At 45.9% G+C, this 17598-nt stretch carries 11 protein-coding genes and 1 pseudogene; 2 read left to right on the forward strand and 10 right to left on the reverse strand.

Annotation, left to right across the window (positions count from 1 at the left end; genetic code table 11):
• Positions 1-65: 65 nt before the first annotated feature.
• Together DWZ44_RS14080 and ileS are read right to left on the reverse strand one after the other, a co-directional pair.
• Positions 66-2528, reverse strand: coding sequence for a glycogen/starch/alpha-glucan phosphorylase (locus tag DWZ44_RS14080; RefSeq protein ID WP_117805114.1), 2463 nt, complete (start codon positions 2526-2528; stop codon positions 66-68).
• 108 nt (positions 2529-2636) lie between these two features.
• A complete protein-coding gene (gene ileS / locus DWZ44_RS14085) occupies positions 2637-5756 on the reverse strand; it encodes an isoleucine--tRNA ligase (protein WP_055222021.1) in 3120 nt (1039 codons plus the stop codon).
• A gap of 490 nt (positions 5757-6246) precedes the next feature.
• Here ileS and DWZ44_RS14090 point away from each other — a divergent pair, with 490 nt between their 5' ends.
• Together DWZ44_RS14090 and DWZ44_RS14095 are read left to right on the forward strand one after the other, a co-directional pair.
• Positions 6247-7845 carry an AAA family ATPase gene (locus DWZ44_RS14090; RefSeq protein ID WP_117761357.1) on the forward strand — a complete coding sequence of 533 codons (1599 nt, stop codon included), beginning with the start codon at positions 6247-6249 and terminating at the stop codon, positions 7843-7845.
• Entirely contained in the window at positions 7845-8981 is a 1137-nt protein-coding gene (locus DWZ44_RS14095) for a glycerate kinase family protein (RefSeq protein WP_117805115.1), read from the forward strand. Before DWZ44_RS14090 ends, DWZ44_RS14095 begins: the two co-directional genes overlap by 1 nt.
• Before the next feature lie 107 nt (positions 8982-9088).
• Here the strand turns inward: DWZ44_RS14095 and DWZ44_RS14100 are convergent, their stop codons facing one another.
• The 8 genes and pseudogenes from DWZ44_RS14100 to DWZ44_RS14135 form a co-directional block, all read right to left on the reverse strand.
• Positions 9089-9328 (reverse strand): GNAT family N-acetyltransferase, encoded by a 240-nt coding sequence (locus DWZ44_RS14100; protein WP_242991196.1) that lies wholly within the window; start codon positions 9326-9328, stop codon positions 9089-9091.
• A 109-nt stretch (positions 9329-9437) separates the two neighbouring features.
• Entirely contained in the window at positions 9438-10202 is a 765-nt protein-coding gene (locus tag DWZ44_RS14105; protein ID WP_117510563.1) for a nucleoside phosphorylase, read from the reverse strand.
• A 145-nt stretch (positions 10203-10347) separates the two neighbouring features.
• Positions 10348-10701 (reverse strand): annotated as a pseudogene (locus DWZ44_RS14110) (AAA family ATPase); the annotation flags it as partial.
• 46 nt (positions 10702-10747) lie between these two features.
• Entirely contained in the window at positions 10748-11230 is a 483-nt protein-coding gene (locus DWZ44_RS14115; RefSeq protein WP_055268132.1) for a prolyl-tRNA synthetase associated domain-containing protein, read from the reverse strand.
• Between the two features lie 38 nt (positions 11231-11268).
• Positions 11269-12855, reverse strand: a complete 1587-nt coding sequence (locus DWZ44_RS14120) for an AAA family ATPase (RefSeq protein WP_117761360.1) — start codon at positions 12853-12855, stop codon at positions 11269-11271.
• 463 nt (positions 12856-13318) lie between these two features.
• Positions 13319-14008 (reverse strand): TMEM165/GDT1 family protein, encoded by a 690-nt coding sequence (locus DWZ44_RS14125; protein WP_117761361.1) that lies wholly within the window; start codon positions 14006-14008, stop codon positions 13319-13321.
• A 12-nt stretch (positions 14009-14020) separates the two neighbouring features.
• Positions 14021-15022: a calcium/sodium antiporter gene (locus DWZ44_RS14130; RefSeq protein ID WP_117510557.1), complete on the reverse strand. Its 1002-nt coding sequence runs from the start codon at positions 15020-15022 to the stop codon at positions 14021-14023.
• A gap of 460 nt (positions 15023-15482) precedes the next feature.
• Positions 15483-17447: an ABC-F family ATP-binding cassette domain-containing protein gene (locus DWZ44_RS14135; protein WP_117805116.1), complete on the reverse strand. Its 1965-nt coding sequence runs from the start codon at positions 17445-17447 to the stop codon at positions 15483-15485.
• Positions 17448-17598: the final 151 nt, after the last annotated feature.

Consider the following 17598-nt stretch of genomic DNA (forward strand, 5'->3'; position numbering starts at 1 on the left):
ACACCCGCCCCTCCGGTTTTCCCCGGAAAAGCAGGTGTCCCCTAACTACTTATATTTGATTCTGATTACTTTCTGACAGTAATCTTGTCCAGATGCCAGATATCATCTACATACTGCTGGATGGTACGGTCGGATGTGAATTTGCCGCTGTGTGCGGTATTCAGGATCGCGCTTCTTGCCCATGCAGAAGTATTTCTGTATTTATCCTCAACACGCTCCTGTGCTGCCGCATAGGACTTGAAGTCTGCCAGGGTAAAGTACATATCCGGGCGCGGAGCATTCTTCGGTGTGAGCAGAGAGTCATACAGATCACGGAACATCATGGTGTCGCCGTTTGAGTATCTTCCGCTGATCAGATCCATCACTACGTTGTGGATGTCCTGATCGTGGATGAAGTAGCTCATCGGATCGTAGGTGTAGTTGTTCTCATATTCGATAACCTGATCTGCGGAAAGTCCGAAGATGAAGGCGTTCTCTTTTCCAACTTTCTCAACGATCTCTACGTTTGCACCGTCCATGGTTCCAAGAGTCAGGGCACCGTTCAGCATGAACTTCATGTTACCGGTACCGGAAGCCTCTTTACTTGCGGTGGAAATCTGCTCGGAAACATCGGCAGCGGCAAAGATCAGCTCTGCGTTGCTGACACGATAATCCTCGATAAATACGACTTTGATCTTTCCTTTGATGGTCGGATCGTTGTTTACCACATCACCAACGGAGTTGATCAGTTTGATGATCGCTTTTGCACGCTCATAACCTGCGGATGCTTTTGCTCCGAAGATGAAGGTTCTCGGGTAGAACGGCATATCCGGGTTCTTTTTCAGACGGTCATACAGGTACATAATATGAAGAATGTTCATAAACTGGCGTTTGTACTCATGCAGACGCTTTACCTGAACGTCAAAAATAGAGTTCGGATCTACATCAATGCCGTTATGCTCTTTGATGTATTTTGCCAGGCGAACTTTATTTTTATATTTGATTTCCATAAATTCCTTCTGTGCCTGGGTGTCATCTGCCAGCTTAGCGATCTTTTCGATCTTCGGCAGATCGGTGATCCAGCCGTCTCCGGCGTACTCGGTTACCCAGTCAGCCAGGAGCGGGTTTCCGTGAAGCAGGAAACGACGCTGTGTGATACCATTCGTCTTATTGTTGAACTTCTCCGGAGTCATCTCGTAGAAGTCTTTTAAGGTCTGTTTTTTCAGAATCTCGGTATGAAGCTGTGCAACACCGTTGACAGAATAGCCGCCTACGATAGCCAGACGGGCCATATGAACCTGTCCGTCGTAGATGACTGCCATCTGGCGGACTTTCTCTTCATCACCCGGGTACTGCTCTCTTACCTGGATCAGGAAGCGGCGGTTGATCTCCTCTACGATCTGATAGATACGCGGAAGAAGTCTGGAGAACAGGTCAACCGGCCATTTCTCGAGTGCCTCTGCCATGATGGTGTGGTTGGTGTATGCGCAGGTCTTTGTGGTGATCTCCCATGCCTCATCCCAGCCAAGGCCTTCCACGTCCATGAGGATTCGCATCAGCTCCGGAACGGCTACGGTCGGGTGAGTATCGTTCAGCTGGAAGGTAACCTTCTCATACAGCTTTGTGATATCATCGTGATGTTTTTTATATTTTGCAACTGCTCTCTGTACGCTTGCAGAAATAAAGAAATACTGCTGTTTCAGACGCAGCTCTTTTCCTTCGTAATGGTTGTCGTTCGGATACAGAACCTCTACGATGGTTTTTGCAAGGTTTTCCTGCTCAACCGCTTTGTGGTAATCACCTTTGTCGAAGGAATCCAGGGAGAAGTCCTGAATAGCCTCTGCATCCCAGATGGTCAGCGTGTTTACAACATCGTTGTCGTATCCTACGATTGGCATATCGTAAGGAATTGCGTTTACAGACTGGTAATCTTTCTGTACGAAGTTTACGCGTCCGGTAGCCTCATCATACTCCTGTGCTACGTATCCGCCAAATTTTACTTCTTTTGCGTATTCCGGGCGTTTCAGCTCGAATGGATAGCCGTGTTTCAGCCAGTTGTCCGGTACTTCTACCTGATAACCGTCGCGGATCTGCTGTTTGAACATACCGTATTTATAACGGATACCGCAGCCGTATGCCGGATATCCCAGTGTAGCCAGGGAATCCAGGAAGCATGCTGCCAGACGGCCAAGACCGCCGTTTCCAAGCGCAGGATCTCTCTCCTGGTCCTCCAGAAGGTTCAGGTTCAGTCCCATCTCATCAAGAGCTTCCTGTACCTGTTTGTATGCAGTCAGGTTAATCAGGTTATTTCCCAGCGCACGTCCCATCAGGAACTCCATGGACATATAGTACAGAATCTTCGGATCCTGCTCATCCATTGCTTTCTGGGTTTTCAGCCAGTTGTCAATAATAACGTCTTTTACTGCGTAGCAGACTGCCTGGTAAATTTCCTGCTGGGAAGCCTCTTCCAGATTTTTTCTGTACAGCATTTTTACGTTTTCTTTGACACTGTTCTTAAAAGTTTCTTTGTTGAACTCGGCGTTTAACATCTGCGTCCTCCTCAATAGCAGTCTGCGAGCGGAGAGCTTGTCTGCATCCCCGCTCGCAGGCTGATTTTTATATTAACGATCGTCGTGGAAACGCATCCAGAAGTATTCTTAGATACGCTCTACTGCCATGGTAACCTTTTCGGAGTTGATATTCCACTCCTTCTCATAGCCCTTTGTCTCTCCAGTCACGATTTCTTCTGCCAGAACTTCAGATTTAATTTCATCACCATGGTTTTTCATGATGCTTACAATCTTGTCGTTGTCTTTTGCATATACTCTGATCTTGTCCATAACCTCAAAGCCGGCCTCTTTACGCATGGTCTGGATTTTACTTACCAGCTCACGAACAAAACCTTCCTCGATCAGTTCCGGAGTCAGATTGGTATCCAGAACAACGGTGATTGTATGGTCGGATTCGGATACATAGCCTTCCATCTGTGCCATGTCAATTAACAAATCCTCCTCTAATAATACAATTTCCTGTCCATCGATGTCAAGTTTAAGTTCGCCGGTGCTCTTGAGCTCTGCCATAGCCTTGTTTCCATCCAGCTCAGACAGGGTTGTTTTGATCTTGTTCAGGAGTTTTCCGTATTTTGGTCCTACGGTACGCATCTGCGGTTTGAAGCTGTAGCTGATGAAATCTGCGATGTCATCTTTAAATACAACTTCTTTGACATTCAGCTCGTCCTCGATGATCTCTTTGTAGAATTCGGAAAGCTGGAACTCGCTCTTCACGTACATGGTTCCGATCGGCTGACGGTTTTTGATATTGGCGGTGTTTCTTGCGGCACGTCCCATAACGACGATCTCCAGCAGGTCTGCCATATCCTCTTCCATCTTCGGATCGATCCAGTTCTCATGTACCTCCGGGAAGTCGCACAGATGGATACTTTCCGGTGCACTTGCATCGATGCTCTTTACGAGGTTCTGATAAATATCCTCTGTCATGAACGGAATCATCGGAGCTGCTGCTTTTGCAACGGTCACCAGTGCGGTGTACAGAGTCATGTAAGCATTGATCTTATCCTGCTCCATGCCTTTTGCCCAGAAACGTTCACGGGAACGGCGTACATACCAGTTACTCATATCATCCACGAAGGACTGCAGTGCTTTTGCTGCTTCCGGAATCCGGTAATTTGCCAGGTTGTCGTCTACAGCTTTTACAGTGGATTCCAGACGGGACAGCAGCCATTTATCCATAACAGCCAGCTTGTCATACTCCAGACTGTATTTTGTTGCATCGAAGTTGTCGATGTTTGCATACAGAACAAAGAACGCGTAGGTGTTCCACAGGGTTCCCATGAACTTTCTCTGTCCTTCCACGACCGTCTTGCCTGCGAAACGGCTCGGCAGCCACGGAGCGCTGCTGGTGTAGAAGTACCAGCGGATCGCATCGGCACCGTAGGTCTGCAGTGCGTCAAACGGATCTACCGCATTTCCTTTGGATTTACTCATCTTCTGTCCGTTCTCATCCTGTACCAGACCAAGAACGATAACGTTCTCGTACGGTGCTTTGTTGAACAGCAGAGTGGAAATTGCAAGCAGGGAGTAGAACCATCCACGTGTCTGGTCTACAGCCTCGGAAATAAACTGTGCCGGGAACTGTTTTTCGAAGGTTTCTTTGTTCTCGAATGGATAGTGATGCTGTGCAAACGGCATGGATCCGGAATCGAACCAGCAGTCGATAACCTCCGGTACACGGTGCATCTCTTTACCGCATTTCGGGCACTTGATGGTCACTGCGTCGATGTACGGGCGGTGAAGCTCGATGTCATCCGGGCAGTTGTCTGCTTTTTCTTTCAGCTCTTCGATACTGCCGATGCAGTCCTGATGGCCGCATTCACACTGCCATACCGGAAGCGGAGTTCCCCAGTAACGGTTTCTGGAAAGTCCCCAGTCCTGAACATTTTCCAGCCAGTCGCCAAAGCGTCCTTTTCCGATGCTCTCCGGAATCCAGTTGATGGTGTTGTTGTTGCGGATCAGATCCTCTTTTACTGCAGTCATGCGGATGAACCAGGTCTCGCGCGCATAGTAGATCAGTGGAGTATCACATCTCCAGCAGTGCGGGTAGCTGTGCTCGAACAGCGGCGCATCAAACAGAAGGTCTTTATCCTCGAGTGCCTGCAGAACGGCCATATCTGCTTTCTTGCAGAAAGTACCTGCCCACGGAGTTTCCTCGGTCATCTCACCTTTTTCGTTTACTAACTGTACGAAAGGAAGATCGTATCTGTGACCGACCTTGGAGTCGTCCTCACCAAATGCAGGGGCGATATGAACAACACCGGTACCATCGGTCAGTGTTACGTAGGTATCGCAGACTACATAGTATGCTTTTTTGTTTCCGATTCTCTTCTCAGCGTACGGGAACAGCGGCTCGTACTCTTTGAACTCAAGATCTTTGCCCTGATAATGCTCCAGGATTTCAGCGCCCTCACCGAGAACGGTGTCTACCAGAGCGGCTGCCATATAATAGGTATATCCTTTGCTTGTTACTTTTACATAATCCTCATCCGGGTTGACGCAGAGCGCAACGTTGGACGGAAGGGTCCACGGTGTGGTGGTCCATGCCAGGATGTAAGCGTCCTCGCCTTTTACTTTAAAGCGGACAACGGCAGAACGTTCTTTGACATCTTTGTATCCCTGCGCTACTTCGTGAGAAGAAAGCGGGGTACCGCAGCGCGGGCAGTAAGGAACGATTTTGTGTCCTTCGTACAGAAGACCTTTCTTCCAGATCTCTTTTAATGCCCACCACTCGGACTCGATGTAATCGTTATGATACGTAACGTATGGATTTTTCATATCAGCCCAGAAGCCAACGGTATGGGAGAAGTCTTCCCACATTCCCTCGTATTTCCATACGCTCTCTTTACACTGCTCGATGAATGGCTCTACGCCGTATTTTTCGATCTGATCTTTTCCGTCCAGACCGAGTTTTTTCTCAACTTCCAGCTCTACCGGCAGTCCGTGGGTATCCCAGCCTGCTTTTCTCGGCACCTGATAACCCTTCATGGTACGGTATCTCGGGATCATATCCTTGATAACACGGGTCTCTACGTGGCCGATGTGCGGTTTTCCGTTTGCGGTCGGCGGTCCGTCATAGAACACGTAGGACGGATTTCCTTCACGCACTTTCATACTTTTTTCGAAGATCTGATTGTCTTCCCAGAACTTCTCAACCTGTTTTTCTCTCTCGACAAAGTTCATGTCGGTTGAAACTTTCTTGTACATGCTTGTACCTCCTGAAACTTAAGTTTCTCGTTTGATTTGCTCGCGTAAAATAAGAAAAAGCTCCCGCCCTGTAATAGGACGAAAGCTGTACTTATCGTAACCACCTGTTACATACTATCATATGCATTTCCTGTAACGGGGAACAACCGGCAACTTCTTACCACTGCTCTCCGGTTTTCTATATTTTATGCGCCGGGTACGCAGATTCAGAACTGCAACTTGGAAGTGATGTTCACCTGCCGCTACTTGTACCGGACTCCCACCATCCCCGGCTCGCTTTCCACAGACCGTTCACGCGCAGACTACTGTCTTCGTCATCGTTTTTCATGCCTTATTATAACTAGGGGCTGTAAGCGTTGTCAAGAGTGGAAAGCATATTTTATCGGTTCTTTTCCGCGATTTTACGGGATTTTCGGGGGTGTGCGTTGCTATTTGGATGGGGGAATGGTAAAATCGGGGTATAATCAAAAAACGGAAAGGAAGTGAAATCATGGGAAGATTTGTGAATCCGGACAACAGTGCATTTCAGGTTGCTCTCAATTCTGAAATCTATGTGGACAAAACAGGACTTTTATCGTATACCAACAAAGTTCTGGACACCATACAGGGCTATATCTGCAACAGCCGCCCGCGGCGGTTTGGAAAATCATTTGCTGCAAATATGCTGGCGGCCTATTACAGCAAGGGCTGTGATTCCAGAAAGATGTTTTCTGGCCTTGCGATCAGCCAGACGGCAGACTTTGAGAAGCATCTGAACCAGTACGATGTGATTCATCTGGACATCCAGTGGTTTCTTTCGAATGTCAGCGATCCGGAACAGATTGTGGCCTACATTACAGAATGTACACTGGCCGAGCTGCGTACCATCTATGCAGATCAGCTTCCGCCGGAAGTTTCCACCGTTCCCGACGCTCTGTCCCGGATCAAAGAGGCGACCGGACAGAAATTTGTGATTATTATTGATGAATGGGATGTCCTGATTCGTGATGAGGCCTCCAACCAGAAAATTCAGGATGATTACATTAATTTTCTTCGTGGAATGTTCAAAGGGACGGAACCGACGAAATATATCCAGCTTGCGTTTCTCACGGGTATTCTTCCGATCAAAAAATTGAAAACGCAGTCTGCCTTAAATAATTTTCATCAGTATTCCATGCTGAATCCAGGCCCGCTGGCTTCCTATATTGGATTCACAGAAGATGAAGTTTCCGCTCTCTGTCAGAAATACGGACAAAATTTTGAGGAAGTCAGACGATGGTACGACGGCTATCTGCTTGGAAATTACCATGTATACAATCCAAACGCGGTAACAAGTCTGCTTCTGGATGGGACATTCCAAAGCTATTGGTCGGAGACGAGCACATACGACTCGATGGTTCCTTTTATCAATATGGATTTTGACGGATTGAAAACAGCAATTCTGGAGATGCTTTCCGGCGCCGCAGTTCCTGTCATGGTTACCTCTTTTAAAAATGACATGGTCAGCTTTGTAAATAAAGATGATGTTCTGACGCTGCTGATTCATTTGGGCTATCTTGCCTACAATCAGCAGACACAGATGGCATATATTCCCAACGAAGAAATCCGCCGGGAGTTTCTGACTGCGGTGACTTCCAATCATTGGAATGAACTTTTCGCTTTCCAGCAGGAATCTGCGGATCTTTTAGATGCTACGCTCGATATGGATGAAAATGCTGTCGCTGCCGGAATTGAAAAGGTCCATGAGGAATATACTTCCGTGATTCAGTATCATAATGAAAATTCGCTCAGTTGTGTCCTCACGATTGCTTATTTAAGTACGATGCAATATTACTTCAAACCCATTCGTGAACTTCCGACCGGGCGCGGTTTTTCCGATTTTGTCTTTCTGCCAAAGCCGGAATACCGATACGATTTTCCGGCGCTTGTAGTAGAACTGAAATGGAACAAGAATGCGAAAACGGCACTGGATCAGATTAAAAGACAGCATTACCCGGCTTCCATTGCATCTTATACAGGGGATATTCTGCTGGTTGGTGTTAATTATGATAAGAAGACGAAGGTGCATGAGTGTCGGATTGAAAAATATTTGAAATCAGGAGAAAAATGATGAAAGTTGTGATTGCAATTGATTCTTTTAAAGGAAGCCTTTCCTCTCTGCAGGCTGGAACAGCGGCCGCCACCGGGATTTATCGTGTCGATCCGAAGGTGGAGACGGTTGTGCGCCCGCTTGCCGATGGCGGTGAAGGTACCGTTCAGGCACTGACCGAAGGTCTTGGCGGACGGCTTGTCTCCGTTTCGGTGACCGGTCCTGCCGGAAAGCAGGTTATCTGCCCGTATGGCATCATCGACCGGACGCAGACCGCCATTATCGAGATGTCGGGGGCTGCCGGTATTACGCAGGTACACGGCGATGAGAAAAATCCGCTGTACGCCACAACGTACGGTGTCGGTGAGGTTATCTGCGATGCCATCCGCAATGGCTGCCACCGCTTTATCATTGGAATCGGCGGAAGTGCCACAAATGACGGCGGTATTGGTATGCTACAGGCACTCGGTTTCGGACTGCTCGATGCAGAAGGAAAACAGGTTCCTTTTGGTGCTGTCGGACTGGAATCTCTTACCGCGATTACGGCAGATCACGTTCTGCCGGAACTTTCGGAATGCACCTTCCGTATTGCCTGCGATGTAACGAATCCGCTCTGCGGTTCCAACGGCTGCAGCGCCGTTTTCGGACCGCAGAAGGGCGCGGATGCTGTCATGATCAAACGTATGGACACATCGCTTGCCTCCTACGCCGCGCTCTGCCGGAAAACATTCCTGAACGTTGACGCGGAATTTCCCGGAACGGGTGCTGCGGGCGGACTTGGATTTGCTTTTCAGACGTTTCTTTCTGCTTCACTGGAACCCGGCATTCAGATCATACTGGATGAAACCCGACTTCGTGATGATGTGAGAGACGCTGATCTTGTCATCACCGGTGAGGGACAGCTCGATGGGCAAACCGTGATGGGAAAAGCGCCGATTGGAGTTGCAAAACTGTCAAAAGAATACGGCAAACCTGTCCTTGCGTTCTCAGGCTGTGTTACAAAAGATGCATCCACATGCAACGCCGCCGGAATTGATGCCTTTTTCCCTATTATGCGGAGCGTCGTTTCACTCGAAGAAGCTATGGATGTGAAAAATGCGGCAGAAAATATGGCCGATACGGTAGAACAGGCTTTTCGGCTATTTTTGCTTCAGTAAAGCGGATATTCGCAATCCGCTTCGCTACTTGCTTGATTCGGTTAAAACACAAGACCGTTTTCTCCTGCTTTAATTTTTGCAGGAAGGACAGAAAGCACGCCGCGCTCTCATCGTCTTAATTCCAGCAGATATTCTGTCGTTCCTGCTTCCAGCTGTTTCGTTCCTGCCCACCGAAATCCGTGGCGGTTGTAAAACGCAATGGCACGCGTATTTTTCTCCAATGCCCATAGATGGTCTGCGTCAAACTTTTCAATTACAAAGGTAATCAGCGCGTGGCCGACCCCGTTGTTCTGCAGACATGGATCTACGTATAGTTTACAGATTTCGGTTCCGATAATCGGACTCACTATGTGTTACTACATACAAATCCGACATCTCGACCCATCTTCATACAGAACATTTCGTATTATGCAATCCTGCCCATTTTTCAAAATTATGTTTTCTTTATATTTCATTTTACCGTCCCTCTATCCTCATGTTTTTCGCTATCTGCAGCGCCAGAAACAGCTTGTCCAGATCGTGGTTAGCGGCAGATAATCCATCCGTTTCATAGTTTCCTTCGATCAGCACATCTCCCGCAACAAGAAAATCATACAGTTCAAATCCATAAAAATCACTGATCGCCTGAACGCCTGCGAGTTCCATTTCCACGGCAATGCATCCTTCTTCTTTTCGTTTTCTTACAAGATTTACCGTTTCCCGAAGCATACTGTCTGTCGTCCATACGCGCCCCTGAACGTATGGCAGTTTCCTTTCTTTGAAAAATTCCGCCAGTTTGTCCGTGTTTTTTATTTTTATGTAGTCCTGCGGTTCTGCAAAATAATAGGACAGTCCTTCTCCCCGGTATGCCTCCGTTGGGAGAATAAACTTTCCATCGGTTGCTTCTTTGTCCAGACTGCCGCACGAGCCAAACATGATAAAGACGGATGCTCCTGTTAAATGATTGACTTCGGCAATCGTTCCTGCTGCAAGAGCGGAACCAATTGGTGTCAGGTAGAAAGCAATCGTTTCTTCCTCATATGGCAGAGTCCAAACCGGTATATTTCCATTGCATGCTCTTACTTCTGCAATCTGTCGGCATGGGAATTTTTCAAGCATGTATTCATATATTACTTTTGAAAAAATTACCATACATTTTTTTACCAGATGCTGCTTCTCCCCATAAAAATTCTCCAGCTTTACAATCGGCTCGCTGTTGATATCATAAGAATCAATAATCATTCTGTTTCCTCCATAAATTTTATTTATCTTTACCAAAAAGTCCCATATCCACCACCCTTACTGCGCAGACATGAGACTTCCGTTTTTATTTTTGCATTACTTCAATAACACATTCATGTTTCTTCGTTTTTTTATTATAATTGATACCGGCAAGCATTCGAACCACAGAATCTTTCAGGCCATCCATATCCATTTGAATATAAATTTTTAAGGCCTCATACGTTTCCGTCTGGTTCCAATAGGTTCCGAATTTGTGGCGCAGCATGGCTTCTACCACAGATTTCGGGCTATACATGGAATAAATTTCATCTCCAGTCTGCCGATGCGCAATCAACTGATAACCATCGTACCACGTTTTTGCTTCTTCAAAACTCATCTCATATTTTTCACAGAGGGCAGATATCTCCTGCTCTGTGAAGCCAAAATATTCCGCCAGATCACCGGGATCTGTCATGGAATACTCGGTAAATATATTTAGTGCAGAATGAGAACCATTTTTGTTTGTGAATTTTTCTTTTTTCAGACTTTTTAGCAATACCTTTCGATTATATACATGCGTATTCCACAGTATTTCCATGCTTCTGAATTATTTTCATTAAATCATCAGCCTGCATCCAAACGGTTGCTGTATTATCATTTGGATGAACACCAATTTTATTTCCGACAAATTCCACGTCCATGAAGACTTGAACTCTGTGTTCGGCATCGTTTAGAATACCAAGCGGCGTAACGGCACCGGGTATCAGTTTCATAATATCAAATAATTCCTCCGCAGCTGCAAAAGAAAGTGCACGCAGACCACGTTGCCTGCGAAACGCTTTCAAATCTACTCGCTTGTTCCCTTTCATCGTTATCAAATAATAATTACGTTTTTTATCGTCGCGAACAAATAAATTTTTAGCGCCCCACTCTGGATACGGCAAATCAACAGCATCTGCTTCTTCCATATTGAAAACTGCCTTATGTTCCGTAATTTCATACGCTATATTTTGCCTTTTTAAATAATGATATATCTCTATCTTATCCATACTCTCTTATCTCTGTAAACTGAAATTGAAATATGCCCTTATTTTTCATACTTTTCAATCCGGCATTCATGTTCTTTTGTTTTTTCATTGTAGTTAATTCCCACCAGCAAAAGCTCCCCTGCATAGCATGCAACAGACTCCGGATATTTTCTGTCTCTGATCTGATCTAATGCTGCTCTGACGCTTTTGTCCCATTTCAGTTCCACAACAAGCGCCGGGTAATAATTCTGAAACTCCGGCTTTGGAATAAACACAAAGTCTGCAAATCCACGACCCGCGGGAAATTCGCGGATTGGTTTGAAATAGTATTGCATGGAACTCAAATAGGCAATGGACAGAACACTGCTGAGTGAGTTTTCATTGTTATACTGAATCACAGAAGTATATTCCCTGTGAATTTTTTCAATTTCTTTTGCTACTGCGTTTCCATTCATCTGAATTGTATCTTTCAGAAGCTGCTCTGATTCTTTTTGAAATACAATCAACTCATTCCATTTTTTCCTTTTCGTTGCCAGAATCAATTCCTGACGGATTTCCTCATTCGGAATAAAAGCAGTTCTAAATGTCCGGTCATAGGCCAGATATCCAAGGTGAATCAGATACGTCAGCACATCGTCTTTATTGGCGAAGCTAACGGTATCGTTCTGAAAAGAGGTAACATCAACCGGAACATGATCTCCTGAAAGCATTTCGATTACGGCACTTTTCAGGCCATCAAAATCCATATTGATCAGCGGAACAATCGCCTCATAGGATGCGGTTCCGGACCAGTAGCTCTGGAATTCGCCTTCGAGCATCAGGTTCACAACGGCATTTGGATTGTATACATGATATTTCCCAATCTGATAACCGTCGTACCATCGTTTGACTTCTTCAAACTTCTGACCATATACTTCACATAGTTTTTGAACTTCTGTTTCTGTAAAACCTACATATGGTGCAATCGGCCCGGCATGCAGCATCGAATAATCTTTGAAATTGTTCAGCGCCGACTGTGTCTTTTCTTTTTTTACAGGCAAAATACCTGTCAGATATGCCAGTTGAATATATTTTGTCGGCTCCGTCCCTTTGAACATCGCCCGCAGAAAATTGATATATTCTTCCTGTGTTTTGAGATCCGCCGCCTCGTCACGAATCAGAACATCCCATTCGTCTATAATCACAATAAATTTTGTCCCGGATGCCGCGTTGATCCGTGACAGCGCCTCCGGCAGTGACCGGATTTCTTCTGGAAGTATATGGGGATAATATTCTTTTAACTCCGAAATCGTTTTTTCTGAGATATAAGAAACAATCCGCTCCGGTCCGCCTGCCGGTTCCATACACCATTGGATATCCCAGTGGAGCACATCATACTGATTCAGATGTTTTTCAAAATCCTTTGCCCTGCTGATTTCCAGCCCGGAAAACATTTCTTTCGAACTGCAGCCCTTGCTGTAATACGCGGTGAGCATGTTTGCCGTAATTGATTTTCCAAACCGCCGCGGGCGGCTGTTGCAGATATATCCCTGCAGAGTGTTCATGACTTTATTCGTATAAGTCAGCAGTCCTGTTTTATCAACATAAATCTCAGAATTTAATGCAACCGCAAATGCTTCATTTCCCGGATTCAGATAACTTCCCATGCAAATCCCTCCCGTCAACATTTTATATGACTCATTATACTTGATCCCTCTGACTATCACAAGGACAGGATTTTCCCACGCAGCTTCCGGTTTTTCACTTTCGTCCTCCTGTGAGAATCCCATACAATTCCGGTCTTCTGTTTTTCAGTCCGCATTTTTCCCGCTTTCTGCATTTCCTGCATTTCGTTGATACTAAAATCAGACATGTTATTATCCTTCATCCTCGTAAATAATGATTTGAAAATATTGTAACTATTCAGAGCCATGCGAAATGGAAGAAAAATCGCGAATCATGTTTACATGAATGAGCTATTTTTCTGGAATTTCATATGGCGAGATGGGGCTCTGAATAGTTACAAAATATTATACCCTATAAATGCTTCAATGGTAAACTTTCATTTTGCCGCATAAAAAATACGCGCCGCATTTCTCATCAAAATCATGAGTATGCGGCACGCAGTTTTTATTTTGCTTTTTTCTTCTCTCTTTTCACAAAAAGACAGACACATACAACAACAAAAACAGCCGTTGCTGCGATCAGTACCGGCCATACCGGCAGTGGACAGACGCTTGCGCTGATCAGTTTCAGTCCCTGGTAAAGTGTGTATACACCGAAAATTGAAAAGATGACAAACGCCAGTGTATTCAGCAGCCCATCCGGTGTCTTGCTCTTTAAGAGGTAGCCGACCAGCATTCCGAGAATATCCGCTGCGAACAGTCCGAGAGAACATCCGATCCATACAACGAATGCGGATCCCATACCTTCATTTGCACCAAAGGTGATTGCGGTAAGCTGTGTTTTGTCTCCGAGCTCTGCTACGAAGAACGTACAGAAAACGGCGAGCGGTGCGAACCGAATTTTGGATTTGCCGCCTTCTTCCTCTTCCTCGTCATCATCACCGGAAATGGTGGATGCTGCGAAGTAAAGAAATGCGAGTGCTGCAATCGTCTTAATCAGCCAGTCCGGAATGAATTCGCTGACGAGGCCGCCTGCGAGAACCGCCATTCCATTCAGTACCAGAATCGCGGCTGCGGTTCCCAGGATAATGTCTTTCAGCTTGTACTTCGAAGTAAGCGCAATCAGCATGAGCTGCGTCTTATCGCCCATCTCTGCGATGAACTCGGTAAGAAACACCTTTAGAAATAACACCATTTTCCATTCCCCTTATCTTATAATGATATAAATGGCATATGCGGCATAAAATGCGACCATACAGAAACCTTCGACTCTTCCGATTTTCTTTTTGGTTCCTGCAAAAATCCATACACATACCGTGAATACGATCAATACACACAAATCAATTATATTTTCCGTAATGATGGCCATCGGGCTGATTGCGGATGCAATGCCAAGTACCATAAGAATGTTGAAGATATTAGAACCGATCGCATTGCCAAGTGCCATATCAACTTCATTCTTTCTCGCAGCAACGATAGAAGTTACGAGTTCCGGAAGGGAAGTTCCGATGGAAACAATGGTCAGTCCGATCAGAGTCTGGCTCATTCCGAGATCGCCCGCAATTCTCGCTGCGGCATCTACGGTCACATCTCCGCCGACTGCAATGGCGACTGCTCCGCCGACGATGAACACGATACTCTTCGGAACGGAAAGCAGCTTGATGTCCTCGTCGGAACCGCCTTCAATTTCGACTTTTTTTCCTTCGCGGTTTGCCTTTAATGCAATCTGAACCATGTAGACAATGTAACCTGCAAAGAATCCAATTAAGATCACGCCGTCCAGGTGACCGAGCATCATACCGGATTTATCGCCGAGTCCGCTGATTCCTAAAACCATTAAAAGTCCGGCGCAGATCAGGGACAGCGGGATGTCTCTTTTGATGGTTTCCTTTGCGACTTCTACGGTAGTCAGTACGGCACAGACACCGATGACAACCATCAGGTTAAAGATATTGGAACCGATGACATTACTGACTGCGAGCTCGTTGTTGCCGGTAAGTGAAGCCGATACACTGACCGCGGTCTCCGGAAGTGATGTTCCCATGGCAACAATGGTCAGTCCGATGATGATCGACGGAACGTGCAGTCTCTTTGCTGCGCTTGAGCTTCCTTCTACGAAAAAGTCCGCACCTTTGATCAGCAGGACAAAACCGATGACGAGACAGACAAGCACAAGAGCAAACGGGGCGTTGTTGATGAAATTTTCCATGTTTTCCTCCTTTGTTTTCCAAGCATATATTCCAAAATAGTATCGTTAACAGAAGCAGGTTTTACTCATTATCCGCAAAAAAAGACTCATGTATATCAAGGAACATCCGATATGCGATACACCGGTGATTCATCGATATACATGAGTCTCATTATTTAAGATTTGCCAGATTATACTCTTTTCTTATAATCAGAATGTTGACAAATCACACATTCGTGCTAACTACTCCCTCATGGAATATTACATTACTTGATAAATACTATCAAATGTCTTCGGGGTTGTCAACAAAATTTGACTTTTTTATCCGAAAGATTTCAGCCCCGCTTACGAATGCATACCAGTCATGGGTGCAGAATACTTTACAAAATATAACAAACCGAATATCCTAAAACGAGAAAAACTTCATTTTCATGATAGTCCATTTTTAGACTGATCTATCTTTTCTATGGTACTCACCTCTCTATTCGTCCTGTGTTTCCATCTCTTCGAGTTCCAGTTCCGTTTCCATCATGCGTTCCAGCAGGGATTCCTGTGTCTGATTTTCTTCGTCTATTTTCGTCTGAAGCTCCATCAGCCGTTCGTAATCTGCGGAAAGTTCCGGGTCCATCATTTCCAGTTGAAGTTCTGACATTCTGCTCTCACTCTCCGCAAGCTGCTCCTCGTATTTTTCGAGCTGCCGTTTTAAGCGGGACAGAATTTTTCCCGGATTATAATATTTCTTTTTGTCAAACACATCATCCAGTGTCGGAACGTCGGCTGATTTCCGTACAATTCCTCCCGCATTTCCCGTTTCTCTGCCCGGTGTCTGCCGTTTGATTTCTTCGAGATACTGTGCATAATTCATTCCGTAAAATTGTACGTCGCTCTCGCCGAACTCCAGAATGCCGGTTGCCACCTGGTTGATGAAATAACGGTCGTGCGATACGAACAGAACGGTTCCCTCGTAGCTGGTCAGCATTTTTTCCAGCGCTTCTTTTCCCGCCAGATCCATGTGATTCGTCGGCTCGTCCAGGATCAGGAAATTCGGTTTCGTATAGAAAATCCGGCAGAGCTCCAGCCGCACTTTTTCACCGCCGGAGAGCTGCCCCATTTTCTTTTCGACATCCTCACCGGAAAACAGAAAGGCTCCCAGTGCGCTTCGGACATCGTTGCGAAGCAGGTTCGGATAAAGACTCCAGAAATAGTCGAGCACCGTCTGCTCCGGGTCGAATTTCTGGTTGACTGCTTGGTGCTGATCGAAGTAGGCAAAATCCACGCGGTTTCCAAACTGATAGCTTCCGCCTAATGCCTTGATTTCGCCCACAACGGTTTTCAGAAGCGTCGACTTTCCTTTTCCGTTTTCTCCGATGATCACAATCCGTTCTGCTTTTTTGATGACGACCGAAACCTCGCTCAGGACGGTATCGTATCCGATTTTCAGTTTCTTCATCGTGAGCACATCCGTATAGCTTTCGCGTACCGGATGGAATAAGGCGTGGAATGTCCTCGTGTCAAACCGCCGCGGTTTCTCAATTTTTACCATGTGCTCGATCGCCATTCGTTTCGAACGGGTGGCCGCAACTTTTGTCGGTGTGTTTTTCCATTTTTCAATCCACGCCGTCAGACGCTCGATTTCCTTCTGCTGCGCTTCATAGTCTTTTTCCTGTTTGATCTGTGCTTCTTCTTTTTGTTTCACAAATGCCGAATAATTTCCCGGATACCGTTTGATGTCACCGTATTCGATTTCATACGTCACATCAATCACGCGGTCCAGAAACATGCGGTCATGTGATACAATGATAACGGCATTTTCGTAGCTTTTCAGATAATTTTCCAACCACTCCACTGCAGCGATGTCGAGGTGGTTGGTCGGCTCGTCCAGAAGCAGGATGTCCGGGCGCTGTAAGAGGAGCTGAATTAGGGCAATTTTTGTCTGCTGTCCGCCCGAAAATTCACCGATCGGTTTTTCCAGATCTTCGAGCGCAAAACCAAATTTCTGAAACATCGTTTCCATATCCCGTTTCCAGCTGTATCCGTGGAGACTCTCCATTCTCCGCTCCAAATAGTCGTATTCTCCCAGCAGTTTTTTGTGATCTTCTGCCTCGGCGAGCAGCTTTTCGATTTCCTTTTTTCGCGCTTCACACGCAAAGACTTCCGCGAAAGCCTTCTCCAACTCCACTCTTACCGGCACATCTCCATCGGTAAAATTAATCTGGCGCAAAAAACCGATGTTCTGTTTTCCGCTCATCGTAATTCCGCAGCTCTCGTCGCTGTCCAGATTACTCATCTCAATATCCCCGGCAATCAGCCGCAGAAGCGTCGTTTTTCCGCATCCGTTTCTGCCGACAATTGCAATTTTTTCTATGTCGTGAATTTCGAAATTCACACTGTTTAAAATCGTGTCTGCGCCAAACTGGACTCTGGCATTTCTGATCTGATATCTCATGTTTTATACCTTTTCTGTTGTTTCAACTCACAGTCGGTATTTTCACGGAGTCTGACATGTCGAAAATAGTTCGACTGTGACTTACCTCATGTCAATGGAGGATACCGATTTCTCTCCGCCCGCCACTGCTGTTATGTTTCTTTTAACAATT

It is taken from the genome of Blautia sp. AF32-4BH, assembly GCF_003460565.1.
In the GTDB taxonomy this organism is placed as follows: domain Bacteria; phylum Bacillota; class Clostridia; order Lachnospirales; family Lachnospiraceae; genus Fusicatenibacter; species Fusicatenibacter saccharivorans.

Bases quoted from the DNA above. Each gene is read 5' to 3' on its own strand.
- DWZ44_RS14080 (WP_117805114.1), bottom strand. From the start codon at position 2,528: ATGTTAAACGCCGAGTTCAACAAAGAAACTTTTAAGAACAGTGTCAAA.
- DWZ44_RS14095 (WP_117805115.1), top strand. From the start codon at position 7,845: ATGAAAGTTGTGATTGCAATTGATTCTTTTAAAGGAAGCCTTTCCTCT.
- DWZ44_RS14115 (WP_055268132.1), bottom strand. From the start codon at position 11,230: ATGGATAAGATAGAGATATATCATTATTTAAAAAGGCAAAATATAGCG.
- DWZ44_RS14120 (WP_117761360.1), bottom strand. From the start codon at position 12,855: ATGGGAAGTTATCTGAATCCGGGAAATGAAGCATTTGCGGTTGCATTA.
- ileS (WP_055222021.1), bottom strand. From the start codon at position 5,756: ATGTACAAGAAAGTTTCAACCGACATGAACTTTGTCGAGAGAGAAAAA.
- DWZ44_RS14135 (WP_117805116.1), bottom strand. From the start codon at position 17,447: ATGAGATATCAGATCAGAAATGCCAGAGTCCAGTTTGGCGCAGACACG.
- DWZ44_RS14090 (WP_117761357.1), top strand. From the start codon at position 6,247: ATGGGAAGATTTGTGAATCCGGACAACAGTGCATTTCAGGTTGCTCTC.
- DWZ44_RS14105 (WP_117510563.1), bottom strand. From the start codon at position 10,202: ATGATTATTGATTCTTATGATATCAACAGCGAGCCGATTGTAAAGCTG.
- DWZ44_RS14125 (WP_117761361.1), bottom strand. From the start codon at position 14,008: ATGGTGTTATTTCTAAAGGTGTTTCTTACCGAGTTCATCGCAGAGATG.
- DWZ44_RS14130 (WP_117510557.1), bottom strand. From the start codon at position 15,022: ATGGAAAATTTCATCAACAACGCCCCGTTTGCTCTTGTGCTTGTCTGT.